25 protein-coding genes and 1 rRNA gene are annotated in these 23,589 nt (G+C 75.6%); 12 read left to right on the plus strand and 14 right to left on the minus strand.

Annotated elements, in window-relative coordinates:
• Window positions 1-29 precede the first annotated feature (29 nt).
• Entirely contained in the window at window positions 30-1,772 is a 1,743-nt protein-coding gene (locus Q7T67_RS07510) for an acyl-CoA dehydrogenase family protein (protein WP_304787619.1), read from the minus strand.
• Window positions 1,773-1,842: 70 nt separating this feature from the next.
• Here Q7T67_RS07510 and Q7T67_RS07515 point away from each other — a divergent pair, with 70 nt between their 5' ends.
• Window positions 1,843-2,676, plus strand: coding sequence for a crotonase/enoyl-CoA hydratase family protein (locus Q7T67_RS07515; RefSeq protein ID WP_304787621.1), 834 nt, complete (start codon window positions 1,843-1,845; stop codon window positions 2,674-2,676).
• Between the two features lie 50 nt (window positions 2,677-2,726).
• A complete protein-coding gene (gene tenA / locus Q7T67_RS07520) occupies window positions 2,727-3,440 on the plus strand; it encodes a thiaminase II (protein WP_304787623.1) in 714 nt (237 codons plus the stop codon).
• Window positions 3,441-3,505: 65 nt separating this feature from the next.
• Here tenA and Q7T67_RS07525 read toward each other — a convergent pair whose 3' ends face one another.
• Both Q7T67_RS07525 and Q7T67_RS07530 read right to left on the minus strand, forming a co-directional pair.
• Window positions 3,506-5,026 (minus strand): MFS transporter, encoded by a 1,521-nt coding sequence (locus Q7T67_RS07525; protein WP_304787625.1) that lies wholly within the window; start codon window positions 5,024-5,026, stop codon window positions 3,506-3,508.
• Window positions 5,023-5,607, minus strand: coding sequence for a TetR/AcrR family transcriptional regulator (locus tag Q7T67_RS07530; RefSeq protein ID WP_370695372.1), 585 nt, complete (start codon window positions 5,605-5,607; stop codon window positions 5,023-5,025). Before Q7T67_RS07530 ends, Q7T67_RS07525 begins: the two co-directional genes overlap by 4 nt.
• Before the next feature lie 87 nt (window positions 5,608-5,694).
• Between Q7T67_RS07530 and Q7T67_RS07535 the strand changes: the two genes are divergently transcribed.
• The 3 genes from Q7T67_RS07535 to Q7T67_RS07545 all read left to right on the plus strand — a co-directional run bounded on the left by Q7T67_RS07535 (window position 5,695) and on the right by Q7T67_RS07545 (window position 9,507).
• A complete protein-coding gene (locus Q7T67_RS07535) occupies window positions 5,695-6,537 on the plus strand; it encodes an SDR family oxidoreductase (RefSeq protein WP_304787627.1) in 843 nt (280 codons plus the stop codon).
• A gap of 46 nt (window positions 6,538-6,583) precedes the next feature.
• Window positions 6,584-7,057 (plus strand): hypothetical protein, encoded by a 474-nt coding sequence (locus tag Q7T67_RS07540; RefSeq protein WP_304787629.1) that lies wholly within the window; start codon window positions 6,584-6,586, stop codon window positions 7,055-7,057.
• 131 nt (window positions 7,058-7,188) lie between these two features.
• Window positions 7,189-9,507 carry a DEAD/DEAH box helicase gene (locus Q7T67_RS07545; RefSeq protein WP_304787631.1) on the plus strand — a complete coding sequence of 773 codons (2,319 nt, stop codon included), beginning with the start codon at window positions 7,189-7,191 and terminating at the stop codon, window positions 9,505-9,507.
• 88 nt (window positions 9,508-9,595) lie between these two features.
• Here Q7T67_RS07545 and Q7T67_RS07550 read toward each other — a convergent pair whose 3' ends face one another.
• Both Q7T67_RS07550 and Q7T67_RS07555 read right to left on the minus strand, forming a co-directional pair.
• Window positions 9,596-10,327, minus strand: a complete 732-nt coding sequence (locus Q7T67_RS07550; RefSeq protein ID WP_304787633.1) for an anti-sigma factor — start codon at window positions 10,325-10,327, stop codon at window positions 9,596-9,598.
• Window positions 10,324-10,893 (minus strand): RNA polymerase sigma factor, encoded by a 570-nt coding sequence (locus Q7T67_RS07555; protein WP_304787636.1) that lies wholly within the window; start codon window positions 10,891-10,893, stop codon window positions 10,324-10,326. The genes Q7T67_RS07550 and Q7T67_RS07555 overlap by 4 nt, the downstream gene beginning before the upstream one ends.
• A 209-nt stretch (window positions 10,894-11,102) precedes the next feature.
• Between Q7T67_RS07555 and Q7T67_RS07560 the strand changes: the two genes are divergently transcribed.
• From Q7T67_RS07560 to Q7T67_RS07575, 4 genes are all read left to right on the plus strand, one after another.
• Entirely contained in the window at window positions 11,103-12,209 is a 1,107-nt protein-coding gene (locus Q7T67_RS07560) for an HtaA domain-containing protein (protein ID WP_304787638.1), read from the plus strand.
• An 88-nt stretch (window positions 12,210-12,297) separates the two neighbouring features.
• Complete coding sequence (locus tag Q7T67_RS07565; RefSeq protein WP_304787640.1) at window positions 12,298-12,471, plus strand: hypothetical protein; 174 nt, start codon at window positions 12,298-12,300, stop codon at window positions 12,469-12,471.
• A gap of 298 nt (window positions 12,472-12,769) precedes the next feature.
• Window positions 12,770-13,270 (plus strand): ferritin-like domain-containing protein, encoded by a 501-nt coding sequence (locus Q7T67_RS07570; protein WP_304787642.1) that lies wholly within the window; start codon window positions 12,770-12,772, stop codon window positions 13,268-13,270.
• 132 nt (window positions 13,271-13,402) lie between these two features.
• Complete coding sequence (locus Q7T67_RS07575) at window positions 13,403-13,687, plus strand: YciI family protein (protein ID WP_304787644.1); 285 nt, start codon at window positions 13,403-13,405, stop codon at window positions 13,685-13,687.
• A 6-nt stretch (window positions 13,688-13,693) separates the two neighbouring features.
• Here Q7T67_RS07575 and Q7T67_RS07580 read toward each other — a convergent pair whose 3' ends face one another.
• The gene (locus Q7T67_RS07580) at window positions 13,694-14,812 is read right to left on the minus strand and encodes a GTP pyrophosphokinase family protein (RefSeq protein ID WP_304787647.1); all 1,119 of its coding nucleotides are present in this window, start codon (window positions 14,810-14,812) and stop codon (window positions 13,694-13,696) included.
• A gap of 139 nt (window positions 14,813-14,951) precedes the next feature.
• On the opposite strand from Q7T67_RS07580, the gene Q7T67_RS07585 reads away from it, so the two are divergent.
• From Q7T67_RS07585 to Q7T67_RS07595, 3 genes are all read left to right on the plus strand, one after another.
• Window positions 14,952-15,161 (plus strand): hypothetical protein, encoded by a 210-nt coding sequence (locus tag Q7T67_RS07585; protein WP_304787649.1) that lies wholly within the window; start codon window positions 14,952-14,954, stop codon window positions 15,159-15,161.
• 263 nt (window positions 15,162-15,424) lie between these two features.
• Window positions 15,425-16,267 (plus strand): hypothetical protein, encoded by an 843-nt coding sequence (locus tag Q7T67_RS07590; protein WP_304787651.1) that lies wholly within the window; start codon window positions 15,425-15,427, stop codon window positions 16,265-16,267.
• A 51-nt stretch (window positions 16,268-16,318) separates the two neighbouring features.
• Complete coding sequence (locus Q7T67_RS07595; RefSeq protein WP_304787653.1) at window positions 16,319-16,783, plus strand: DUF427 domain-containing protein; 465 nt, start codon at window positions 16,319-16,321, stop codon at window positions 16,781-16,783.
• 22 nt (window positions 16,784-16,805) lie between these two features.
• Here Q7T67_RS07595 and Q7T67_RS07600 read toward each other — a convergent pair whose 3' ends face one another.
• The 8 genes from Q7T67_RS07600 to rrf all read right to left on the minus strand — a co-directional run.
• Window positions 16,806-17,699 (minus strand): Fpg/Nei family DNA glycosylase, encoded by an 894-nt coding sequence (locus tag Q7T67_RS07600; protein ID WP_304787655.1) that lies wholly within the window; start codon window positions 17,697-17,699, stop codon window positions 16,806-16,808.
• A 229-nt stretch (window positions 17,700-17,928) separates the two neighbouring features.
• Window positions 17,929-19,245, minus strand: coding sequence for a hypothetical protein (locus tag Q7T67_RS07605; protein WP_304787656.1), 1,317 nt, complete (start codon window positions 19,243-19,245; stop codon window positions 17,929-17,931).
• A 10-nt stretch (window positions 19,246-19,255) separates the two neighbouring features.
• Window positions 19,256-20,290 (minus strand): hypothetical protein, encoded by a 1,035-nt coding sequence (locus tag Q7T67_RS07610; RefSeq protein ID WP_304787658.1) that lies wholly within the window; start codon window positions 20,288-20,290, stop codon window positions 19,256-19,258.
• A gap of 59 nt (window positions 20,291-20,349) precedes the next feature.
• Window positions 20,350-21,591, minus strand: coding sequence for a hypothetical protein (locus Q7T67_RS07615; RefSeq protein ID WP_304787660.1), 1,242 nt, complete (start codon window positions 21,589-21,591; stop codon window positions 20,350-20,352).
• A 65-nt stretch (window positions 21,592-21,656) separates the two neighbouring features.
• Window positions 21,657-22,904, minus strand: a complete 1,248-nt coding sequence (locus Q7T67_RS07620) for an FAD-binding domain-containing protein (protein ID WP_304787662.1) — start codon at window positions 22,902-22,904, stop codon at window positions 21,657-21,659.
• Between the two features lie 16 nt (window positions 22,905-22,920).
• Window positions 22,921-23,100: a DUF2256 domain-containing protein gene (locus Q7T67_RS21195; RefSeq protein WP_370695371.1), complete on the minus strand. Its 180-nt coding sequence runs from the start codon at window positions 23,098-23,100 to the stop codon at window positions 22,921-22,923.
• Between the two features lie 24 nt (window positions 23,101-23,124).
• Complete coding sequence (locus Q7T67_RS07625; RefSeq protein ID WP_304787664.1) at window positions 23,125-23,382, minus strand: hypothetical protein; 258 nt, start codon at window positions 23,380-23,382, stop codon at window positions 23,125-23,127.
• A gap of 115 nt (window positions 23,383-23,497) precedes the next feature.
• A 5S ribosomal RNA gene (gene rrf / locus Q7T67_RS07630) occupies window positions 23,498-23,589 on the minus strand; the annotation flags it as partial.

Below are 23,589 nucleotides of genomic sequence, written 5' to 3' on the forward strand. Positions count from 1 at the left end.
GGCCGCCGCGGCGCCGCCGGGCAGGGCGCTCACGCGGGGAACGCGCGATCGACGATCGCCCGGGCGTCGACGCCCCGGGGCAGCGTCCCGTACGCGCGCCCGGCCTCGCCGCCCAGGCGGGCGGCGCAGAACGCGTCGGCCACCGCGGGCGTCGAGTGGCGCAGGAGCAGCGACGCCTGCAGCAGCACCCCGAGGTCCTCGACGATCCGGCGGGCGACGAACTGCGCGTCGTACAGCCGCTGCTCGACGGGCCGGCCGTCCTCGGCGAAGAGCCCCTCCACGCGGGCGCGGACCTCCCGCAGGTGCGCGTCGAACCGCGGGTCGGCACCCGAGGCCAGCGCGCACTCGCGCAGGAACGCCGGCAGGCCCTCGGGCTCCTTGCCCAGCGCGCGCAGGACGTCGAGCGCGGCGACGTTGCCCGAGCCCTCCCAGATCGACATGAGCGGGGCGTCGCGGTAGAGCAGCGGCATGCCGGACTCCTCGACGAACCCGTTGCCGCCGAGGCACTCCAGGGCCTCGTTGGCGTGCCCGCCGGCGCGCTTGCAGACCCAGTACTTCATGACCGCGGTGCCGAAGCGGCGGAACGCGGCGTCGTCCTCGTCGTAGGCGCGGGCCATCCGCAGGGCGACCGCGGTGGCGGCCTCGGACTCGATGGCCAGGTCGGCGAGCACGTTCTGCATCGCGGGCTGGTCGACGAGCGACGCCCCGAACGCGCTGCGGTGCCGGGCGTGGTGGATCGCCTCGATCGTCCCGCGTCGCATCGACGTCGTCGACCCGATGAGGCAGTCCAGCCGGGTGTGGTTGACCATGCGGATGATCGCCCGGACCCCGCCGCCGGGCTCGCCGACGAGCCGTCCGCGGGCACCCCGGAACTCGACCTCCGACGACGGGAGCGAGCGCGTGCCGAGCTTGTCCTTCAGGCGCTGGAACTCCATGCCGGGCCCGCGCTCGACGAGGAAGCACGACAGCCCGGGACCCGAGCCGTCCGGGTCGTCGGGCGCGTCCCGCAGCTGTGCGAGGACCAGGAAGACGTCGCACGGCGGGTAGGAGCAGAACCACTTGTGGCCCCACAGCTCGTACTCGTCGCCGCCGGCCGGCACGGCCACGGTGATGTTCGCGCGGACGTCGGAGCCGCCCTGGCGCTCCGTCATCGCCATGCCGGCGATGGCCCCCGTGGCCGTGTCCGGCCGGGTCAGGCGGTCCTCCCACTCGGCCGCCAGCGCCGGGGCACCGTCGCGGAGGGCGGGGACGACGGCGTACGTCATCGAGACGGGGCACATCACCCCGCCGTTGGTGTGCCCCCAGAGCGCGAAGCCGGCCGCGCGGACGACGTGCGCACCCGGCCGGTCGTCCCGCCACGGCCCGCCGGCGAGCCCCCGCCGGATCGCCCCGTCCAGCAGCCAGTGCCACGACGGGTCGAGCTCGACCTCGTCCACGCGCGTCCCGTAGCGGTCGTGCGTGACCAGGCGCGGCTCGTTGCGCTCCGCGCGCAGGCCGTGGTCGCGCGCCTCGACGGTCCCGGCCGCGCGCCCCGTCTCGGCCACCCGGTCGACGCCCCACGCGCCGCCCTCCCGCTCGAGCCCCTCGCGCAGGGCCACGTCCGTCGCGAACAGGTCGACGGGGTGCAGCGGCGGCGCCTGGTTGAGCACCCGCCGCGACGGGCCGTCCGGTCCCGCGAGGGCGCGCGAGACCGCGTCGTCGTCGGGGCCCGTCGGCGCGGGGGCGGCCGCTGCGGGATCGATGGTCGGGGTGGGATCGACGGTCGTACTCATGGTGAATCTCGGTTCACATGGTGGTGAAACCGGATTCACCTGTCAACTCCGGCGTGGTTGAATCGTCGCCATGAGCGACGGGACGACGCCGGCGGGACCGACGGACGCGGGAGGGCCGGGCGGCGCACCGACCGGCACGGACGCCGTCCTCGTGCACCGGGACGGCCCGGTCACGACCATCGTCCTCTCGCGACCCCACGCCCGCAACGCGGTCGACGGCCCCACGGCCGACGCCCTGGTGGCCGCCTTCCGGGCGTTCGAGGCCGACGGGACCGCGGCCGTCGCGGTCCTCCACGGCGACGGCGGCACCTTCTGCGCCGGCGCGGACCTCAAGGCACTGGGCACCGCGAGGAGCAACCGGGTCGAGCCGCTGCCCGCCGACGGACCCATGGGCCCCACCCGCCTGCGCCTCTCCAAGCCGGTCGTCGCCTCGATCGCGGGCCACGCCGTCGCCGGCGGCCTCGAGCTCGCCGCCTGGTGCGACCTGCGGGTCGCCGAGGAGGACGCGGTCCTCGGGGTCTTCTGTCGCCGCTGGGGCGTCCCCCTGATCGACGGCGGCACCTTCCGCCTGAGCCGCCTGATCGGGGAGAGCCGTGCGATGGACCTCGTCCTCACCGGCCGGCCGGTCGCCGCGGACGAGGCGCTCGCCATGGGCCTCGTCAACCGGGTGGTCCCCCGCGGGGGCGCGCTCGTCGCGGCGCAGGGGCTCGCAGCCCAGCTCGCCGCCTTCCCCCAGGCCTGCCTGCGGGGCGACCGCGCGGCGCTCCTGGACACCGCCGGGCTGCCCGAGGACGAGGCCCTGGCCGTCGAGCACGCGCACGGCCTGGCGACGCTGCACTCCGGCGAGGCCCTCGAGGGCGCCTCGCGCTTCGCGGACGGCGCGGGGCGCGGCGGCGCGTTCTGACGGCGGACGTCGCCGACCCGCGCCACGAGCGCCGCCGTACCCTCCGCCCGATGAGCGCCAGCGCCCCTGCCAGCGGCCCCGCCCCCACCCCCGGCGGCCCCGACTCGTTCACCGCGGACCTGTGGAGCGACGCCGGCCCGATCCAGCGACGGATCCTCGAGCACCCGTTCCTCGCCGGCCTGACCGACGGGTCGCTGCCGGAGGAGGTCTTCCGCACCTACGTCGTCCAGGACTCGCACTACCTGAAGGGGTTCGCCCGGGCCCTCGCCCTGGCCGCCGGCCGTGCGTCGGCCGACGAGGAGATCGTCTTCCTCGCGACCGCCGGCGCCGAGGCGATCACCGTCGAGCACGAGCTGCACGCCGCGTTCATCGCCGACTTCGCGCTCTCGCCGGACGACGTCGCCGCGACGCCCCGCAGCCCGACGACCACCGCCTACGTGGACTTCCTGCTCGCCCACGCCGCCGCGGGCTCCTACGCCGACGGCCTCGCCGCGGTCCTCGCGTGCTTCTGGATCTACCGCGAGGTCGGCCGCGCACTCCTGGCCGAGGGGTCCCCCGATCCGCGCTACCAGCGGTGGATCGACACCTACGCGAGCGAGGAGTTCTCGGCCCAGGTCGACGAGCTGCTGCGGATCGTCGATCGCCACGCCCCGGCCCTGGGCACCGACGGCCGACGGTGCTTCACGCAGATCTGGCTGCAGGGCTGCCGCTACGAGTGGCGGTTCTGGGACGCGGCCTGGCGCGGCGAGACCTGGCCGGTCTGACGGCGAGGCCGTCCCGCGTCACCCGAACCTGCCGCCACACGGCGGTCGCCGACGACCCCGCCCCCTCAGTGCCCGTCGACCTCGCTGAGGTCCACCCGCCGGGGCGTCAGCAGGAAGACGGCGCCCGCCGAGAGGAGCAGGACGATCGCGCCCGCCACCCCCATGCCCGACAAGGCGTCGGACAGGGCCGTCTGCGCGCGGGCCAGGAGGTCGGCCGCGGCGGCCGGGTCCAGCCCCGACGCCACCGCCTGCGCCCCGCCGATGGACTCGCGCGCCGCTGCGACGCCGTCCGCCGGCAGGCCGCCCAGGTCGCCGACGGGCAGCGCGTCGCGGTAGATCACGGCGGCCAGGCTGCCGAGGACCGCGACGCCGAGCGTGGTCCCGATCTCGTACGAGGTCTCCTCGATCGCCGCGGCGCTGCCGGCCCGGTCGGTCGGCGTGCCGGCCATGATCACCGCCGAGCCGAAGGCCAGCGCGCCGGTGCCGACGCCGATCATCACGAGGGTGAACGCGAAGACCGGGTAGGTCGGGTCACCCGCCAGCGCGAGCGCGAGGAAGCCGAGCCCCGGAGCGGCCAGCCCCGTGGCGAGGACGACGCGGGCACCGACCCGCTCGGCGATCGACGGCGCGAGCGGGGCGAAGACGATGCCGCCGACCGCCGCCGGCAGCAGCGCGACGCCCGCCATCAGCGGCCCGTGCCCCTCGACGGCCTGCAGCCACTGGGCGCCGACCAGCAGCACCGCCGACAGGGCGATCATGGTCGCCAGCGCGGTCAGGACGCCCGCGGCGACCTGTCGGCGGGCGAGCAGCCGCAGCTCGAGGATCGGCCGGTCGCGCCCGAGGCACCGACGGACGAAGAGGGTCAGGCCGACGGCCGCCACGACGGCCGAGACGACGCCGGCCGGCTCGACCCCGTGCTTGGCGAGGTCCTTGATCGCGAAGACCAGCGCGACCATGCCGACGACCGACAGCACCAGGGCCGGCACGTCCCACGGGGCGGGAGACGACGAGCGGCCGCGCGGCAGCAGGAGCACCGCGGCGATCGCCGCCAGGACCATCGCCGGCACGTTGACGAGGAACGCCGCGTGCCAGTCGAAGAGCTCGACCATCAGGCCGCCGAGGATCGGGCCGAGCGCCGCGCCGACACCGGCCATCGCGCCCCAGATCCCCAGGGCGAAGGCGCGCTCGCGCCCGTCGGGGAACAGGTGGCGGATCATCGACAGGGTCGCCGGCATGATCATCGCCCCGCCGACCCCGAGCAGCGCGCGGACGGCGATCACCGCACCCGCCGACTCCGCCACGAGCACCGCCGCCGACGCCGCGCCGAAGACGACGAAGCCCGCGACGAGGACGTACTTGTGCCCCCAGCGGTCCCCGAGGGCGCTGGCGGTCACCAGCAGGCCGGCGAGCACGAGGGAGTAGACGTCGACGATCCACAGCACCTCGGTGGAGCCCGGCCGCAGGTCCGCCGTCATGTCCGGCAGCGCGACGTTGAGGATCGTCATGTCCATGACGACCATCAGCAGGCTGGCGCAGAGGACCCCGAGGCCCCACCAGCGCGCGCCGCCGGGCAGGCGCCCGATCATCGTCCGGCCGCCGCGAAGAAGCTCGTGACGACGTGGTCGGCGATGTCGCGCGGGGCCACGTCGCCGTAGCGCTCCGCGTCGAGGCCGGCACGGAGCAGCCCGAAGAGCACGTGGTCCAGCCACACCGCGGGCTGGTCGTCGCGCAGCACGCCGACCCGCTGGGCGGAGGCGAGCACGGACGTCTCGAGCTCGACCAGGCGCTGCACCGCCCCCGCCAGTCCGGGGTGGCGCTCGACCTCGGGGTGGGTCAGGGCGAAGCTGTACTCGGCGGAGTCGACCACGTACCGGCGCACGAGGTCCTCGATCGCCGCGCGGTGCGCGTCGGCGTCGTCGGTGCCCACGACGTCGAGCGCCGCACCGGACCGGAGCGAGTCCTCCCACCGGGCGAGACCCCACCGCCCGAGCGCGAGGACGAGGTCCTCCCGCGTGGAGAAATGCCGGTGCAGCGTCGCCCGACCGACGCCGGCGACCGTCGCGATCCGGGCCATGGTGGCCGACGGATCCTCGTTCAGGACCCGCAGCGCCGCGGCGAGCAGCCGCTCGTCCCCGCTTCCCGCACCCGCGCCGAATGAGACAGTGATGTCTCATACGGTACACAGCTGCCTCACCTTGGCGCGGCCCGGGAGCCGCTCCGTGCACGCCGCACCCGGATGCGGTGTGATGCGCGCATGAGCACTCCCGCCTCCCCCGCGCCCGCCACCGCCCCCGCCGGCCCGCTGGTCGCGGTGATCACCGGGGCCTCCAGCGGTCTGGGCGAGGCCGCGGCCGAGCGCCTGGCCCGGGAGCCGAACGCCCGCATCGTGCTCGTCGCCCGCCGGGAGGATCGCCTCGCCGCACTGGCGGCCCGGCTCCCCGCCACGGTCACGTGGGTCGCGGCCGACCTCACCGACGAGGACGCACCCGGCGAGGTCCGCGACCACGTCCGCGCGGAGCACGGGCTGCCCACCCTGCTCGTCAACAACGCCGGCGCCGGCTACCGGGCGCGCTTCGGCAGCGAGCAGAACGGCGGCTGGGAGAACGTCCGTCGCACCATGGCGATCAACTTCGACGCGGTCGTCCGGCTGACGGAGGCGCTCCTGCCCGACCTGCGTGCGGCGGCACCGTCGTCGATCGTCAACGTCTCGAGCACCGCCTCGCGGGTCAGCCGCCCGGGCACCGGCGCCTACTCGGCGAGCAAGGCGGCGCTGGCGCTGTGGACGGACGCCCTGCGGATCGAGGAGGCCGTCCACGGCGTCCACGTCGGCAACGTCCTGCCGGGCTTCGTGCCGACGGAGGGGTTCCCCCAGACCGAGCTGGTCGAGAGCCGCATGGGCAAGTACCTCCTGGGCACCCCCGAGGGCGTGGCGGAGGCGATCGTCGAGGCCGGACTGGGTCGCAAGCCGGAGCGCTACACGCCGAAGCTCTACGGCCTCGTCGCCGCGCTGCGCTTCGCCGCGCCGGGCCTCACGCGCCGCGTGATGGGCACCGACGCCGCGCAGGCGATGACGACGAAGACCGTCTCCGACCAGTAGCCGCGGACGGGTCGTGCCGGACCGCGCCCTGGTCCATCGGGCCCCGATGCAGGCCCGGGACCGCGATCTGCCCCGCGGGGCGGGCGCCGCGTTCGGCGTCGCGCATGGACTGGTCGGCACGGGCGACGCGCTCGACGTCGTGCCCGCGACGCTCGACGAGGCGGTCGCCGCCGCGACGGACCGCCACGGCGAGAAGGCCGGCCGGATGCTCCGGCGCTTCGCCGAGGTCCCCGCCGGCGCCTTCGTCTGGACGCGCGTGGGCGACGCGGACGACGTCCCGTTCCGCCTGGGCCGCATCGCGGGCCCCTGGCGCTACGACGACTCGCCGGCCGCGCGCGAGGTCGGGATCCACCACGTGCGCCCCGCCGACTGGCTGCCCCGACCGTTCGCCGAGGACGAGCTCCCGGCCGGTGTGGCGGCGACGTTCGGGCGGGGCGGGCGCAACTTCCAGCGGACGCACGACGAGCACGCCGAGGAGGCGACCGCGGCGCTCTGGGTCGCCCACGCCCCGCCGGACTGACGGCGGATCCCCGCGGCACGGCCCCCACCGCGCCCGTCGCCTACCGTTGCCGGATCGACGCGCCCGTCCCGCAGCTCACGATCCAGTCCCGCGACCGCGTCCCCGAGCTCGTCCTCGACGTGCCCCGGTGGATGAACGACGCCGTCCGCACGATCCCCGGCCGGTACTTCGACTGGAGCAACCACGTCTGGCGGGCGCCGCTGGGCGTCCACGCCGCGATCGTCGCCCGCCGGCTGCTGGACGACACGCGGGCCGAGCTGTTCCCCGACGAGCACGTGTCCGCGTGGCTCGGCGGGATGTCCCGCTGGCACGGCGAGACCACGGTGATCGAGCTCGACGACGGGCCCCGCCTGGCCGTCGTCACGCTGATCGGCGAGCCGCCCTCCCGCCTGACCGACGCGGCGGAGCGCCTGTCGCCCGAGGCCGCCGAGGAGGCCCTGGGCATCGAGAGCCGCGCGGTCGACCTGCTGCCGTTCGACGCGGACGGGGTGGCGCTCCTGGACCGCATCGACGGCCTCGTCGTCGACACGCTGGTGATGCTCGCCTCGGCGGAGCTGCGGATGGGCCGGATGCCCGCTGCGGCGACCCTGCGCGCCGGCCGGGACGACCAGCGGACCCCGCGGGTGGAGCTGCTGCCGGGCTGGAGCACGCGGCTGCACGCCGCGTTCGGCCGGCTGCCGGAGGCCGTCCCGCTCGACACCACCCCGGGCCGCGGCTACCGGCGCGGCGACGCCCCGATCGACGCGGCGACGAGCCTCGCCGTCCCCGCCGACCCGTCGCTCCTGCCCGCCCTGGAGGAGCTGATCCGCGAGCACCCGACGCTCGTGGTGACGACCGCCGCCCGCGACCTGCTGGCGGTGATGCGCGTCGAGCACGAGGAGCGGATCGAGACCATCGACCTCTCCCAGGCCGAGCGCGCGAGCCCGCTGAAGCGCACGAGGGCCGGCGAGCCGTTGCGGCTCGGCGGCGTCCTGCAGCCGTTCCAGCACGCCGGGGTCCGCTACCTGATCAAGCGCCGCCGGTCGTTCCTCGCCGACGAGCAGGGCCTCGGCAAGACGGTCCAGGCGCTGGCGACCCTCGAGGTCGACGGGGCGTACCCCGCGGTCGTGGTCTGCCCGGCCGGGATGAAGCTCACGTGGGAGCGCGAGGCCGCGAAGTGGCTGCCGCACCGCCGCGTCGCGGTCCTCCACGGCCGCGGCCAGGTGCAGTGGGAGCCGCGCGACGCGGAGCGGCCCACGCTGAAGGCCGTCGCCGACCGCCCCAACCCGTTCGCCACCCCGCTGGACGTCTCCGGCTTCGCCGAGCCGCGCGACGCCGACATCGTGGTCCTGAACTACGAGATCGTCGAGGCGCACCTCGATCCGCTCGCCGCCCGGGTGCCGCGCGCGGTCGTCTTCGACGAGTCGCACTACTGCAAGCAGCCCACGGCCAAGCGCACGAAGGCGGCGATGAAGCTGTCGAAGTCCGTGCACCCCGACGGCCTGCGCCTGGCCCTCACCGGCACCCCGGTCCTCAACCAGCCACGCGAGCTGACCGCCCAGCTGCGCCTGATCGACCGGCTCAAGGACTTCGGCTCCGGGGCCGAGCTGGCCCGCCGGTTCAAGGGTCCCGAGTCCCACGACCGGCTGCACTGGCACCTCCGCTCGCGCGGGTTCGTCCGCCGCCTCAAGCAGGACGTCCTCCCCCAGCTGCCGGCCAAGCGCCGCGTCGACGTGCCGCTCGAGCTGAAGGACCCCGCCGAGTACCGGCTGGCCGAGAAGGACGTCATCGCGTGGCTGCGCACCCAGCCCCTGGACCTCTCGGAGCTCGACGCGAAGATCGCCGCCGCGCTGCGCGCCGAGCAGCTCGTGCGGATGAACCACCTGCGGCGCCTGGCCGCCCGCGGCAAGCTGCCCGGCGCGATGGCGTGGGTCGAGAGCTTCCTGGCCTCCGGCGAGGCGCTCGTGGTCTTCGCCCAGCACCGCGAGGTGCAGCTGGCGCTGCTGGAGCGGTTCCCCGGCGCCCTGCACATCCTCGGCGACGACACGGCGATCCAGCGCGACGAGGCCGTCAAGCGCTTCCAGGCGGGAGGGCATCTCGACATCGAGAACCCCGCCGAGCGGCTGATCGTCTGCTCGATGCGCGCCGCCGCGCAGGGCATCACGCTGACCCGCGCGTCCAACGTCGCGTTCCTCGAGCTCGACTGGACCCCCGCGATGCACGACCAGGCCGAGGACCGCTGCCACCGCATCGGTCAGGACGACGCCGTGACCGCCTGGTACCTGCTCTGCCCGGGCACGATCGACGACGAGATGTCCGACATCCTGCAGGTCAAGCGGCAGGTCATCGACGCCGTCGTCGACGGCAACCAGCTGCCGGACGAGCCCGTCAGCCTGGCCGTCGTCCGCGCCCTGCGCGAGCGGGGCCGCGCCACGGGCGAGAGCCCGGACGGTCCCGCCGACGAGGACTGATCGCGGGCCGGCCGCGGCGCCCGCCCACCGGGCGACTCCGCCCGTCGGCCCCGGCCGCGCCGCGCCGCCGGCCCGCAGGCCCCGCGACTCAGCTCGCGGCGCGGGAGCGCAGCACGGAGCGCCCCGAGTGCGTGGTGCCGTCGGCGGCGCTCTGCAGCGAGACGTCCATCGTCGGGTACTGCGCCGGGTCGACCCCGGTGTCGAAGCGGGCCTCGACGGTGCCGTCCTGGCGCACGCGGAACGTGCCGACGCTGACCATGTGCCGCGCGTCGCGCATCATCCAGACCTCGTACCAGCGACGCTCGCCCGTGGGCAGCAGCCCGTGGGCGCGCAGCATCATCCGGCCGTCGCGACCGGGGACCATCCGCACGAGCCCCGAAGCGTCGACCGGGGCGTTCCCGAGGCGGACGAGCGAGACCGGCCGGGCGGACTCCAGGCGGGTGTCGACCCGGGCCTGCGTCGCCGGGGCGTCATCGGCGGAGGTGCCTCCGCCCAGGACGACGCCCGCGATGAGCGCCACGACCAGCATGGCGGCGATGCCGGCGAACGCGAGCGGCGCGGGGATCCGGCCGCCGTGACCGTCCTCGCGGACGCAGCCGCGGTACAGGAACGGGGTGGGCTGCCCGACGCCGTCGGGCTCGAACCGCAGCGGCGGGACCTGGGCGTCGCGCCAGCCGTCGGCCTCGAGCGACGAGAACGCCTCGCCGAGGGTCCGCAGCTCGTGGGCCTCGCGCGGGTCCAGGCCGGCGAGCAGCGCCTCGCGCTCGGCGTCGTCGAGGTCGTCGAGGATCAGGGACTCGGGATCGGGACGGCGGGTCACGAGACGACCTCCCCCTCGTCGATGTGGGCCCGGAGCTTGCGCAGCGCTCGCACCATGCGGGCCTTGACCGTGCCGAGGGGCAGGTCGAGGCGCGCCGCGATCTCCGTCTGGCTGAGCTCCTCGTAGAAGCGCAGGCGCAGGAGCTCGCGCTCGTGGTCGGGGAGCACGGCGAGGAGCTCGGCCGCGCGCCAGCGGTCCAGGGCCAGGTCGGTCTCCGGCGGCGTGTCCCCGTCGCCGGACAGCCGGATCATCTCGTCCGAGCTGACGGGCTCGGGCACGCGACGCCGCAGGTGGTCGATCGCCCGGCTGCGGGCGATCGTGAGGATCCACGTCAGGAGCCCCGCGCGCTCGGGGTCGTACTGGGCCGCGCGCCGCCAGACCTCGGCGAAGACCTGCTGCTGGACGTCGTCGGCGTCGTCGCGGTCGCGGAGCGTCCGCAGCAGCACGCCGTAGCTCGCCGACCCGTACTGGGCGTAGAGGTCGGCGACGACGTCCGGGTCCCCACGACGCAGGCGTCGGGCGAGCCGTCGCTCCTGCTTGTCCGGGGGGTTCCGCCGACGCTGCACTCGCCCCATCATCCCGCGTCCGCCGCGTGTACGCGTGGAGGCCGGTGCGGGCAGCGCGATCGAAGGGGCCGAGGGGGACATCTTGAAGCGGTACGACGGGCCCGCCGCGACCGGTTGCGCGGTCGGTCCGACCCGTCGACGGGAGTCCTCCGCCACGGACGGAGTGACACCCGTCACCCTCGTCGCCGTCGTGCGCGATGATGGGGGACATGCAGTCCCCCGATCGCCCGTCCACCACGACCGCGACGCGTCGCCCGTCGCCCCGCCTACGCGCCGTCGTCGTCGCCGGCGGCACCGCGGCCGCCCTCCTGGCGGCCACCGGCACCGCGACGGCCGCCGAGAGCACCGCGAAGGCGTCGGGCACCACGACGGTCAAGCTCGCGTCGTCGTTCACCGCCTCCATGAAGCGCTCGAAGATCTCGCTGTCGGGGGTGTCGCCCGCCCGGCGCGGCGCGACCGCCGTCAAGCTGCCGCTGAAGAGCGCGACGATCGACGCCGAGGCCGGCTCGGGCACGCTGAACCACTCGGGCGCCCTCCGCTTCCGGCGCGGCAAGCGCTCGATCACCCTGAAGACCTTCCGCGTGGCCGTCCTGCCGACGGGGTCGAACATCAGCGTGGGCGTCGGATCCAGCCGCGTGCGGATCGCGACCGTCGACACCTCGGGCGTCAAGATCGCGCAGGGGAAGCGGAAGCTCACGCTGAGCAACCTCGACGTGAAGCTGACGGCGATCGGCGCCTCCCGACTGAACCGCGCGCTCGGCGTCACCCGGTTCAGGAGCGGCGCCTCGCTCGGCGCGGCGAGCGCCGCGATCGACACCCCCGCGGGCGGCGGGGCGAGCGGCGCGGCCGCGGGCTCCGTCCTGAAGAGCGGCGTGGCGACCCTCTCGCTCACGAACGAGGCGAAGGGCGGCATCGCGGCCTCCGGCGGCTCCATCTCGACCGTCGCCCCGGCGACCGGCAGCGGCACCGGGCCGTTCTCGTTCCCGATCACCGGGGGCTCGCTCGACGCGTCGAAGGCCTTCGCAGGCCAGGCGACCCTCGGTGGCGCGATGACGCTGACCGCCCAGGGCCAGACGCTGACCCTGCAGGACCCGATCGTCGACCTCGCCGGAGCCGTCATCACGGCGAACGTCAACGGCGCGCGGGTCGAGGCGTTCTCGCTCGACGTGAGCCCGCTGCGCAGCGTCCGCTACGACGGGCAGCTCGTGCTCGACGGCATCGTGGTCAAGCGCGCCCGGTCCGGGCCGCTGTCCGACACGAGCGGGCAGCCCGCCGGCGTCATCGGCACGCTCCGGCTGGACGCGAAGACCGACTGACCGGTCGCCGTCGACGCCGCGAGCGGCAACGCGCCCGATCGAGGTTCGGGTACCCACACTTAGGTCGGCCTTTGTTAGAGTCCCCTTCGTGCAGCGGTACGAAGAGCTCCCCCAGGACCGCATCCCCACGGCCGGCTTCCGGGCGCGCCGGTGGAACCGCTTCGAGCGGGACCTCCGCGACTGGATGGAGTCGCCCGAGGGCCGCTTCGCCGAGTGGCGTGCGAAGACCGCCGTCGGCGCCGTGTCGCCCGGCCACGACTGACCGCCGGGCGCCCGCCGAGGCGCCCCCCGCAGGACCCCCGAACGCCCGCACCGCGGGCGTTCGCCCGTTCCGGGGACGGTGCCGCCCGCTCGGCCCGGCCGTGCCGCGCGCCGACGTCGACCCGTCACGTCCCCGGTGCGCCCGAGACGGGGCCGGATCGGCCTTGGAGCACGCGGATCGCCAGTGGGGAAGGGCACCCGAAGGCTCTCGGTCGTGGCGCGGCGGCCGCCACGAAGGGCGCCCTTAATTGAAGTCTCTAGTTATAGTGGTCGTACCGCACCACCCAAGGAGCACCCGAATGACCGTCACCCACCACGCCAGCGCCGGAATCCTCTCCGACCAGAACGCCGCCAAGCGCGAGGAGATCGTCGAGCTCCTCACGACCGCGTACTGGATGGAGATCGAGACCGTCACCAACTACCTCCAGCAGTCGATCAACCTCGACGGCATCCGCGCCAAGGAGATCGCCACCGACCTGGGCGAGGACGTCGGCGAGGAGCTCGGCCACGCCAAGCAGTTCGCCGCGCGCATCAAGGACCTCTACGGCACGGTCCCCGGCTCCGCCGACTTCCCGAAGGACTTCGACTCGGGCCTGCAGCCGTTCGACGACGCCACCGACGTCGTCTCCGTCATCAAGGGCGTCATCGACGCCGAGTCCGGTGCGATCTCGCACTACACCCGGATCATCGAGGCCACCGACGGCGTCGACTGGGCCACGCAGGACATGGTCATCGAGATCCTGCGGGACGAGGAGGGCCACATGCGCACCTACGAGCGCTACCTCCGCGAGTACATCTAGGCCCCACGGGTCGGGGCCGGCGCCTCACCGGCGGCCCACAGCAGCACCGACGGCCGTCCTCCGGGGCGGCCGTCGTCGTTCCCGGACCGGGCACCGCCGGGCCGTCCCGGCGGATCGTCATCCTCCGGGGCCATGCCCGAGACCCTGCAGCTGCTGACCTACGAGTACGTCGACGACATGGTCGACCGCCGCACCCCGTACCGGGCCGCGCACCTCGAGGCGATCGAGCGCTCCCGGGCCGCGGGGGACGTGGTGATCGGCGGCGCCGCCGGCGACCCGCCCGCGACGGGCCTGATCGCGTTCCGTGGCGGTCCCGAGGTCGCGGAGGCCTTCGCGGACGCGGACCCCTACGTCGCCGCGGGGCTCGTCGTCTCGCGGACCGTCCGCCCGTGGACGGTGGTCACCCCGCTGCCGTAGGCCCGCTCAGGGCCGGACGACGCCGGCCTCGCGCAGGCGGTTCAGACGCCAGCCCAGGACGCGCGGGCGCTTCTGCCGCTGGGCCGCGTCGTCCTCGTCGACGAGCCCCTCGGCCAGCGAGATGTACTCCGCGCCCCCGACGGCCAGCAGCACGTCGTCGAGGCAGCGCACCTGGTTGCGCTCCCACGTCACGCCCTCGCGGAACGTCCGGTCGATCGCCTCGGCGTCGACGGACCGCACGGCGTCGCGCAGCGCCTCGACGGTGTCGAAGCCCGACTCCAGCGCGTGCCGCCGGATCCACTCCTCGGACCCGGCGCCGCGACTCGGCGGGGCCGCGGGGAACGCCTCGGCGAGGAACGACCGCATCGCCCGTGCCGTCAGCCGGCTCCCGGCCGAGCGCCCCGGCGCACCGTCCGCGGCCCCCCCGTCGACGGCGGGCACCGGCGGGGCCGGCTCGCGCCGCTCCCCGGCGGCGGCCGCGTCGTCGATCTCCTGCAGCAGCTCGTCGACCATCTCGATCAGGGCGGCCGCCCGGTCGAACTTGCGCGACACCCGCGACCCGGCCGCGCCCTTGTAGCGCGACGCGTGCTCGAGCTCGGCCCACACGTGCTGCAGCTGCGTGCGCAGCTGGATCTCGACCCGCGGGACGCGGTAGTCCTTCGGCGGGTCCGGCGCTCCCAGCTGCGGGGCGGGACTCACCAGGACGTGGACGCTCTGGTACCCGAAGGCGCGCGAGTCGGTGTGGTCGACGCCCTTGTTGCGGACCTCGCGCACGAGCAGCGCGTCGTCGTCGGCCAGCGCCTGCTCGACCGCCTCGACCTGGGCGGGGAGGAACGCGATCACCCGCAGCGCCAGCTGGTCGCTGACGTCGTCGACGGGATACCGGTAGTGCAGCCGCTCGGGGTCGTCGGGATCGGCGGCGGCGGCCTTCTGCTCGAACGACTCCGGGGTCTTGATGCGCCACTCGACCTCGGACTGGTTCTCCGGGATGCCGGCGGCCGAGATCAGCTCGCGCAGGTGCGCCTCCATCGTCCCGCCGAGACGACGCAGGAACGCCTGGTACGACGGCAGCTCGTAGTGGCGACGGGCCCGGCGGGCGTGGTCGAGGAAGGACGGATCGGTCATCGGTGCGCCGCCCACCCTCCCACGCGGCCCGGTCGGTCGTCGGCGCGCGAGCGCGCGCCCCGGGCTCGATCCGACCGCCGTCCCGTGCGAGGGACGCGCTCGGCCCGGGACCAGCTCCCCCGCGCGCTACGCTCGATGCATGGCGCAGGAGCACGACCACACGGCGGATCCGAGCTGCCCCAACGGGGTCTGCTCCGCCAGCGCACCGCCGCTGATCGGCTCGATCCTCACCGGTTCCGGCCTGACCCTGGACCGCGCCGTGCAGCTGCTCCAGCAGGGCGCCGAGCTCCCCCTCACGGACGTGCAGCTGCGGATCGTCGAGGAGCGCGCGCTGCGCGTCGCCGGCTAGCGGAGCGCCCGATCCCGCCGCGCCCGGGGCGGGACACGCCCCGGTCGGGTCGGGCGGGATCGGGCCTCGGCCGGAAGTCCCTGGGGCGGGATCGGGCCTCGGTCGGAGGCCCCTGGGGCGACGATCGGCATCGACGCCGGCATGGAGTCTTCGGCTACCCGAACAACGAGCACGGGTTTCGTGTTAGGGTCTCCGAACTAGATGCCGCTGACGGACCGGCTCCGCTGGCTCGCGGCCCCGTCCCGACCTTCCCCTGGCACCGCATGTTCGACTCATCCGCCTGCCCCGATCAGGCCCCCTGGACGCACCTGGCCATCGGCCCGACCGAGGTCCTCGTCCACCGGGCGACGGTCACCACCCTGGGGGCCCGCGGCGTCCGCACGTGCGACCGCTTCGACTGGTTCTGGGGCCGGGCCGGCGGGGACCGGTGGGTCGTCTTCCACCGCAGCGAGCACCACGACGCCGTCACCGCCGGTGCGGTCCTCCGGCGGACCGGGCGCGACATGGAGTGGCAGGAGCAGCTCCTCGGCCGGCGGCAGGACGAGCTCTTCGCCGCGCCGGTCGCGGTGGCCGACCTGCAGCGCGCGGCGATCGCCGGGCTGCAGCGCAGCGGGGGCACCCGGCTGCGCACCGCGCTCCCGGAGGAGCGTCCCGAGATCGCGGGCCTGGCCCCGCTCCCGGGCGAGCGTCCCCCGGCCCCCGAGGAGCTGCCGCCGCTGGTCACCGCGCTCCCCGCCGACCCCGCCGCCGACCGCCTCGTGCTCGCCGAGGTGCTCCCCGAGCGCGCGGCCCGTCGCCTGAACCGCCAGGGTCTGACGACGCTGCAGGACCTGGCGCGGCTGTCCGACGTCGCCCTGGCCGAGCTCCCCGGGGTCGACGACCAGACCCGCCGCGAGGCGCTGGCCGCCCTGCGCCGCCACGGGCTCCTGCTCGCCCCGGACCGCTCGTCCGTCGCCGACCTGCGGGAGCGGCGCGACGGACGGCGTCGGCAGGCGGCCCGGTTCGCCGAGCTGCTGCAGCGGGGCTACGGCGTCGAGCAGATCGCCGAGCACGCCCGGCGCTCCGTCGGCTACGTCCGCATGGTCCTGGGCGACCGCGCCGCCTGAGCCCGGGGCGGCGCCCGCATCCACGCCCGCCCGGGCCGCCGTACCCCCGGCATGACCGAGAACGTCTGGGACTACCCCCGGCCCCCGCGGCTGGAGCCCGTCGGCCGACGGGTCCGCATCGTGCTGGGCGGCGAGACCATCGTGGACACGGACGAGGCGCTCCGGGTGCTGGAGACGAGCCACCCGCCGACGGTCTACGTCCCGCCGGGCGCCTTCGCCGACGGGGTCCTGCAGGACGCCGACGGCAGCTCGTACTGCGAGTGGAAGGGCGTGGCCCGCTACCACGACCTCACCGCGGGCGGCCGGACGGCCGACCGCGCCGGCTGGTCGTACCCGCGGCCGACGAAGGGCTTCCTGGACCTGCGCGACCACGTCAGCGTCTACCCCAGCCGGATGGACGCCTGCTGGCTGGACGACGAGCGCGTCCAGGCGCAGGAGGGCGACTTCTACGGCGGCTGGATCACCGAGGACCTCGTCGGCCCGTTCAAGGGCGGTCCGGGCACCCGCGGCTGGTAGGGCGGCGAGCGCCGATCCGCCGCTAGAAGAGCCGCCCCGCCGCCTCGCCCTCCGCCAGCGACGGCGTCGGGCTGGGGCCCGCAGACCCCTCGGGCTGGCAGACCGGGCACTCGTAGACCGTCCGCCCGGCCATCGTCGACGTGACGACCGGTGCGTCGCAGTCGTGGCAGTGCTCGCGACGGTAGACGTGGACGGTCCGGTGCCGGACGCGGTCGGCCCGCGCGCGAGGACCCTCGCCCTTCGTCGCGCGGCCCGCCTTGACGGGCTTGTCGTCCGCGTCGCGGATGGTCACGATCCGGCGCTCGCGGACGCCGTCGGCGAGCATCTTGGCCATCGTCCCCCACAGGACCATCGCCCGCTCGTCGCCGAGCTCCCGGGCCGGCAGCCGCGGGTCGATCCCGTCGACGTGCAGCGCCTCGGCCCGGAAGACGTTGCCGATCCCCGCGACGACCTTCTGGTCCATGATCGCGGCGCCGATCGGGATCCGGCGCTTGCGCAGCGCGGCGACGAACCGCTCCGGGTCCGCGTCGCGGCGCAGCGGGTCGGGGCCCAGGCGGGAGAGCAGCGCCGCCTCCTCGTCCGGGTCGATCAGCGCACAGGCCACGGCCCCGGAGAGGTCGACCGTCCAGCGCTCGCCGATCATCCGCAGGCGCTTCTCGCCCTTGGGCTCCTCCGGCGGGGTGTGCTGGCGGCGGAACCGGCCGAACAGCCCCAGGTGCACGTGCAGCGTCAGGTCGTCCTCGAACCGGTACAGCAGGTGCTTGCCGTAGGCGTCGATCTTCGCGAACGAGCGACCGTCGAGCGCCCGCGCCGTCTCGACCGCCCGGCCCTGCGGCGAGGACACCGCGAGCGGCTCGCGCGCGAGATCCCGCACGTGGTCGCGGGCGAGGCGGTGGATGGTGTGGCCTTCGGGCATCGGACTCCAGCGTGACGGTGACGACGGCGGCGCGGGTCCCCGGCCGACCTCCGATGGTGCGACCGCACGACGCCGATCGGTTGCCGGAGCGGGCCTCGAGGTCGCGCCGCGAGGGCCCGGTGCCGGGCTCGGCGATCCGCCCGGGTGTCGGCCCCGGCGACCCGCCGAGGTCGCGCCGGAGCGAGGCGCCCGTGGTCGACGGCGGCGACCCGCGTGGATCGCGCCGCGGTTACTCCCCGCGCGAGACCCGTTCGACGAGGTCGTCGCCGAACGCGCCGTAGCCCGTCTTCGCCCAGACCGTGTCGCCCTCGAAGTACGGCCGGTCGCCGTCGCGCAGCGCGTCCGGGTCCCGCCCGGCCCGCAGATCGGCGGCGCAGGCCGCGCACGCCGGGACCCGCAGGCCGCGCTCCCAGCGGACGGTCCTCGCCGAGCGGCCGTGCAGCGGATGGAACGTGCACAGCGGGGTCCACGCCGCCGGCCGCCCGCCGCCCTCGATCGCCGCCGCGGCGGCCAGGTCGCCCCGGGCCCGGTCGACCAGGACGAGGACGCCCACGAGGTCCACGGTCGGGGCGCCGTCACGGGCACGGCGGCGCGCGGCCGTGTACGCGTCGAGCGCCCGCTGGTAGGCGTCCTGGGCCCGTTCGTCGCGGGGGACGGACCCCTCGTCCAGCAGCGTGGCGAGCGCCAGCAGCTCCCCGTCGGCGTCCTCGTGCAGGTCCGCGCGCTCGGCGGCACGGGCGTGCTCGAAGACCCGGGCGGGCACCACCGGCAGCGGGCCGTCCGCGGCGAGGGCGCCCCGGCGCCGGCGCCGGACCAGCACGACGGCGACCACGAGACCGACGACGACCAGTCCGACGAGCACGGGCAGCAGGCCTCCGCCGCCGTCGTCCGTCCCGCGGGTCTCGCGACGCGGGGTGGCCTTGCGCTGCGCCGCGCTGCGCGCCTCGTCGGCCGCGACGCGGGCGGCCAGCCGCTGCGGGGTCTGCCGCAGGTTCGCGAGGAACCGCTCGACGCGCTCCAGCAGGGTTCGATCGAAGCTCTGGTCGCCCTCGTCGGCGTAGTTGGCCAGGCTCTCCGCGTCGGAGACCTCGCTCCGCCGGATCTGTCGGCCGTCCCGTCGCTCGTCGACGCGGATGTAGCGGTCGTCGACCGTGACAAGGATCCCGTCGAAGGACAACCGGCTGCGCAGCGCGGTGACGAAGGACCGGTTGCGGGCGTAGGCGGAGCCGCTGCCGTCGGGCGCCTCGACGAGCGCGACCTTGACGTCCTCCCCGGACCGCTCGACGGCCTTCTCGATCCGCCCGGCCGCTGTCGGGCTGATCTGCCCGTCCAGCGCCGGGTCGATGTACACGGGCGACCGCTCGAGCGCCCGGACGACCTGGGCCGGCGTCGGGGCCGCTGCCGCCCGGTCGGCCCAGGGCCCGAGGCCGCCGACCGCGAGGAGCAGGGCAAGGGCGAGCACGGCGATGCGCACCGGCGACCCGCCGGCGCGCGGGGCCGGGAGCCCTGACGGAGGACGCACCACGATGCCGGGACGGACGCTCACCCACGACACGCTACGCACGCCGGCCCCTCCCGCGTCGCCCGCGCCGCCCACCGGTGGCACCGGACGCGCTCCGGCCGGACGCCCCCCGACCACCTCGACGGCTCGCGCCGGCGGGTCGGCCACCTGCGGCGCCGCCGGCACCCGGGCCGCCCGCGCGGGCCGCACGGACCACCCGCAGCACCCCGAGGACGACGCCCGCGAGGAGCAGACCGAGGAAGACGCCGACGAAGACCCCGGCCGACGCGTCCTCCTTCCGGCGGGCGTCGCGTGCCTCGCCAGAGAGTGACGTGCGCTCGCGGACGTCGTCGATCACGCCGTTGGGCTCGCCGGGCCCGGCCTTCGCCACCGTGTCGACGATCTCGCGCAGGCGCGCGGGGATGGAGTCCGCCGGCGAAGGCCCGGGATCGCGCTCCTGCTCCTCGTAGGGCCGTTCGTCGCGCGGCGGGGAGAGCACCGAGATCGAGATCCCCAGGTCCAGCGGCACGCCGACGCTGGCCAGGTCCATCCGGGAGTCCTGGTCCACCGCGACGTACAGGCCGTCCTTCCCCACCTCGCGCTGCAGCCGCTGGACGACCCGCTCGAGGTCGCCACCGGACTCGTCCTCGTCGACGGAGGGCAGCACGGCGACGAAGATCGGGATCCGCGCGTCCCGCAGGGTCCGCTCCATCGACCGTGCGGTCCGCGCGTCGAACATCCAGTCGAGCTCGGGGTCGATGACCAGCGGCGTGCGGCGCAGCTCCCGGGCGATGCCCGCCAGCCGGTCGGTCCGGGAAGGGGCGGCGGCCGGCTCGGCCCCCGTGCTCGTGGCGTCGTCGGCGGCCTCGTCGTCCGAGCCGCCGAAGGGCGATCCGGCAGCGAGCGGGGACGCGGCCGAGGCCGGCGGCGTCGTGGACGCGAGGGCCGCCGGCCCGCCCACCCCCAGCAGGGCGACGAGCGCCAGCGCAGCGATCCGCGCCGCGCGCGTCCGACGGCCGGACCGGGGCGTCGCCGGCGCACCGAGCGCACCCAGACCCGTCCCCGGCTCCTGCTCCGGCCCCGGCTCCATCCGCGTCCTCGGCTCCATCCCCGTCCCAGGCCCCGTCCCCGTCCCCCGCACCGAGCCGCTCATCGGACGGTCCTCCCGCCCGCGAGGACCACGTCGGCGACGTCGTCCTCGATCGCTCCGAAGCCGGTGCGGGCCCAGACGGTGTCGCGGTCCCAGTAGGGGCGGCCACGATCCTGGAGCACCGCCGGCGCCGTGCCCTCGGCGATCAGGGCCGCGCAGGACGCACAGGCGGGGATCGTCGCGTCCTGGCCGCCGCGACGCCACCGGGTGGGGCTCGACCCCTCGCCGTGGCGCGGATCGAACAGGCACGGCCTCCAGGTGGTCGCGCCGTGCAGCTGGGCGCGCCCCGCGTCGGCGAGCACGCGGGCACCGAGGTAGTCGACGGCCGTCGCCTTCTCGGCGCCGAGCACGTGCGACGCCGCGTCGTAGCTGCGCAGCGCGCGGGCCGGGGGCGACGCCGCCTCGGCGATGGCCCGGGCCAGGCCGGCGACGGCGTCCTGCGCGTCGCGCCGGGCGTCCGCGCGGTCCGGCTCGGGGACGACGGCCGCCGCCGCGGCCTCCCGTGCCTCGCGAGCGCTGACGCGGACGCGCCGGCGCTCCTCGCGTCGCCGGCGGGCACCGGGGGTCATGGCTGCGACCCCGACGACCACCGCGGCGGTGAGCAGTCCGACGACCGCGACGATCGACCAGAACCGGACCGCGTCGGCGGCGTCCTCGTCCGTCTTCGACGAGGCCGGCGGGGTTCCGGTGCGCAGGGTGTCCAGCGCGACGAGGACCCTGGCGATCGGCCCGTCCCGGGTCGGCACGGCGTCGAGGACCACGGACGAGATCCGGTCGATGTCGCCCCGCGTCCGCACGCCGAAGGCCTCGGCCTCGAGGTAGATGCCGCTCTCGTCGGCGACGACGTAGAGCCCGTCGCGGCCGAGACGGTCGTGCAGCAACGCCGGGAGATCCGAGAACGACTGGAGGTCGGGCTCGTCGCTGAACTTCGGGGCCACGACGACGAACGTCGGGTAGGGCATGTCCGCGACCGCCCGCCGGAGTCGGGCCTCGTCCGCGGCGGACACGACCCGGGTGAGCGCCGGGCTCACGTACACGGGGTCCTTCCGCAGCAGGCCGGTGAAGTACTCGGCACGGGTGTCGCCCGGCGCGGCCGACGCGGACGCCGGGCCGACGACCGCGAGCACGCCGGCCGGGCCGCCCGGCGTCCCGGGACCGCCGGCGGCCCCGAGGAGGAGCATCAGGACGAGGAGGGCGAGGAGCCGGGGACCAACCGGATGGCGGTGGCGTGGGGGACGCACACGGCGGACCATATCCGGGGCGGCCGACACGACACCTGGCGCGTCGGCGCTGGTCCCCTGCGGCCTCAGGCCCCGCGCTGGCGGTCGGCGGGAAGGCCCTTCCGCCACGCGGAGAACGACTTCGCGCTCCGCCGGTGCGGGCGGGCCAGCCACGGCCACGGGTGTCGCTCGGCGACGTCGAGGCGTCCTTGCAGCCTCCTCCACCCCGGCACCGGCGTCCATGTCGCGGCGAGCGGGCGACCCGCGAGGACCTCACCGGGGTCACCGACGTGGAGCTCGAGATCGCGGGAGGCGACCAGCTCTGCGAGGGTCTCGGCGAGGAAGACCAGCCGCTTGCCGGAGAGGCGCCACCGGGCCAGGCGCGCGTGGTCGAAGACGAAGACGGCCGGCAGCTCGGGTCGGGCCTGCATCGCGGGATCGCGCGACCCCAGGCTCTCGGCCGTCAGCCAGACCGCCTCGGGTGGACGGTCGGTCTGCACCGCTTCGGGCCCACCGGTCCGGTCGGGGTCGGGGTCGGCCCGTAGCACCGCCGGCGACTCGACGGACGGCCCGGACGGCGCGTCCGGGAACTCCTGGATCGGGCAGCGGTGACGGAGCTCGCACCCACCGCACAGCTCGGGCGCGCGCTTCTCGACCTGCCACCGCGCGAAGCCGTAGGGCCTCCCGGTGCCGGCGCCCACGGTCCATTGCCAGCCCAGTCGGTTGGCGGCGCGCGAGCCGTCGAGGAGGTGCCGGAAGAACCGGTCCTCCCCCTCCCGCCAATCCCTGCCGCCCCGGACCGTCCACTGCGACGACAGCCACATGCGGGTCTGGTTGACGAGCCACCCGTCGCGGCGGAGCTCATCGGTGGTGAACGCCATGCAGGCCATGGAGCGGTCCCACGGCTCCTGCCACGGGGCGGCGGCAGGAGGGACGTGTCGGAGCGGCCGCCCCAGATCAGCGCCCACCCGCGCGTAGACGTGCCGGGAGTACTCCTGCCAGAGGAGCTCGTCGCGGAACTTGCTCCGATCGCGAGCCGGGACCGAGGCGACCTCGTCCCACACGTGCGGGAGGGGCAGGAGCCCGTGCCGGATGTAGGGCGACAGCCGACTGGCGCCGCGGCGCTCCACCGGCAGGACCTCGCTGCGGCGGCCTGCGTACCCCCGGAGGTCCACGCCCCGGAGCGCGGCGTCGGCGGCGGACTGCCCACCCGCGAACGCCGGCGACCCGCGCACCCCCTCGGGCCCCTCGAGGACCACGTCGCCGAGGTGCTCGGCGACCCACGCCTCGACGGCGGGGCGGTCGTCCACGGGGATGGCGGGCAGCTCGGGCACCCGAGCCCCCTACCCGTCAGTCCGAGGATCCACGTCCTCGGCGGGCGCGTTCCGACGCTGCCTCCCGCTTGCAGCGGTCGGAGCAGTAGAGGACCGCGTCCCAGTCGCGGGCCCACTTGCGGCGCCACGCGAACGGCCGACCGCAGTGGGCACAGACCTTGGTGGGGAGGTCCCCCTTGCGACGCATACGGGCCACGTCACACCACCGTCCGACGCGCGGTCATCGCCCGCGGGTGTGGTGCCATCCGTCGCAGACCTCGCAACGGTAGACGTCGGCGCGGGACCCGGGACCGGGCTGGTGCATCAGCGCGAACGCCCGGGCCTCGGCCTCCGAGGCGTAGCGGTCCTTGCGCTCGCAGACGACCTTCTGGCGCGCCAGGTAGGCCGCGGTCTGTTGCGCGCTGGGCTCGCGGGCGGCCTGGCCGGCACGAGGGGCGCCGCGACGGTCCCGCGGACCGGTGGGCTTGCGTCGGGGCACGAGGAGCACGGTATCGGGTGCTCCGCGTGGGCTGTCCGGGTGCGGGCCCCGTGACGAGCGCAGGGTCCTGAAACGCAAAGCGCCCCGCCTTTCGGCGGGGCGCTTCACACACTAATTCCGGCGGCGACCTACTCTCCCAGGCCCTTGCGAGCCAAGTACCATCGGCGCTGAGGGGCTTAACTGCTCTGTTCGGAAAGGGAAGAGGTG

It is taken from the genome of Patulibacter sp. (genome assembly GCF_030655195.1).
In the GTDB taxonomy this organism is placed as follows: domain Bacteria; phylum Actinomycetota; class Thermoleophilia; order Solirubrobacterales; family Solirubrobacteraceae; genus Patulibacter.

Bases quoted from the DNA above. Each gene is read 5' to 3' on its own strand.
- Q7T67_RS07525 (WP_304787625.1), bottom strand. From the start codon at position 5,026: ATGATCGGGCGCCTGCCCGGCGGCGCGCGCTGGTGGGGCCTCGGGGTC.
- Q7T67_RS07515 (WP_304787621.1), top strand. From the start codon at position 1,843: ATGAGCGACGGGACGACGCCGGCGGGACCGACGGACGCGGGAGGGCCG.
- Q7T67_RS07610 (WP_304787658.1), bottom strand. From the start codon at position 20,290: ATGGAGCCGGGGCCGGAGCAGGAGCCGGGGACGGGTCTGGGTGCGCTC.
- Q7T67_RS07545 (WP_304787631.1), top strand. From the start codon at position 7,189: ATGAACGACGCCGTCCGCACGATCCCCGGCCGGTACTTCGACTGGAGC.
- Q7T67_RS07585 (WP_304787649.1), top strand. From the start codon at position 14,952: ATGGCGCAGGAGCACGACCACACGGCGGATCCGAGCTGCCCCAACGGG.
- Q7T67_RS07560 (WP_304787638.1), top strand. From the start codon at position 11,103: ATGCAGTCCCCCGATCGCCCGTCCACCACGACCGCGACGCGTCGCCCG.
- Q7T67_RS07540 (WP_304787629.1), top strand. From the start codon at position 6,584: ATGCAGGCCCGGGACCGCGATCTGCCCCGCGGGGCGGGCGCCGCGTTC.
- Q7T67_RS07590 (WP_304787651.1), top strand. From the start codon at position 15,425: ATGTTCGACTCATCCGCCTGCCCCGATCAGGCCCCCTGGACGCACCTG.
- tenA (WP_304787623.1), top strand. From the start codon at position 2,727: ATGAGCGCCAGCGCCCCTGCCAGCGGCCCCGCCCCCACCCCCGGCGGC.
- Q7T67_RS07570 (WP_304787642.1), top strand. From the start codon at position 12,770: ATGACCGTCACCCACCACGCCAGCGCCGGAATCCTCTCCGACCAGAAC.
- Q7T67_RS07595 (WP_304787653.1), top strand. From the start codon at position 16,319: ATGACCGAGAACGTCTGGGACTACCCCCGGCCCCCGCGGCTGGAGCCC.
- Q7T67_RS07600 (WP_304787655.1), bottom strand. From the start codon at position 17,699: ATGCCCGAAGGCCACACCATCCACCGCCTCGCCCGCGACCACGTGCGG.
- Q7T67_RS07575 (WP_304787644.1), top strand. From the start codon at position 13,403: ATGCCCGAGACCCTGCAGCTGCTGACCTACGAGTACGTCGACGACATG.
- Q7T67_RS07510 (WP_304787619.1), bottom strand. From the start codon at position 1,772: ATGAGTACGACCGTCGATCCCACCCCGACCATCGATCCCGCAGCGGCC.
- Q7T67_RS07535 (WP_304787627.1), top strand. From the start codon at position 5,695: ATGAGCACTCCCGCCTCCCCCGCGCCCGCCACCGCCCCCGCCGGCCCG.
- Q7T67_RS07580 (WP_304787647.1), bottom strand. From the start codon at position 14,812: ATGACCGATCCGTCCTTCCTCGACCACGCCCGCCGGGCCCGTCGCCAC.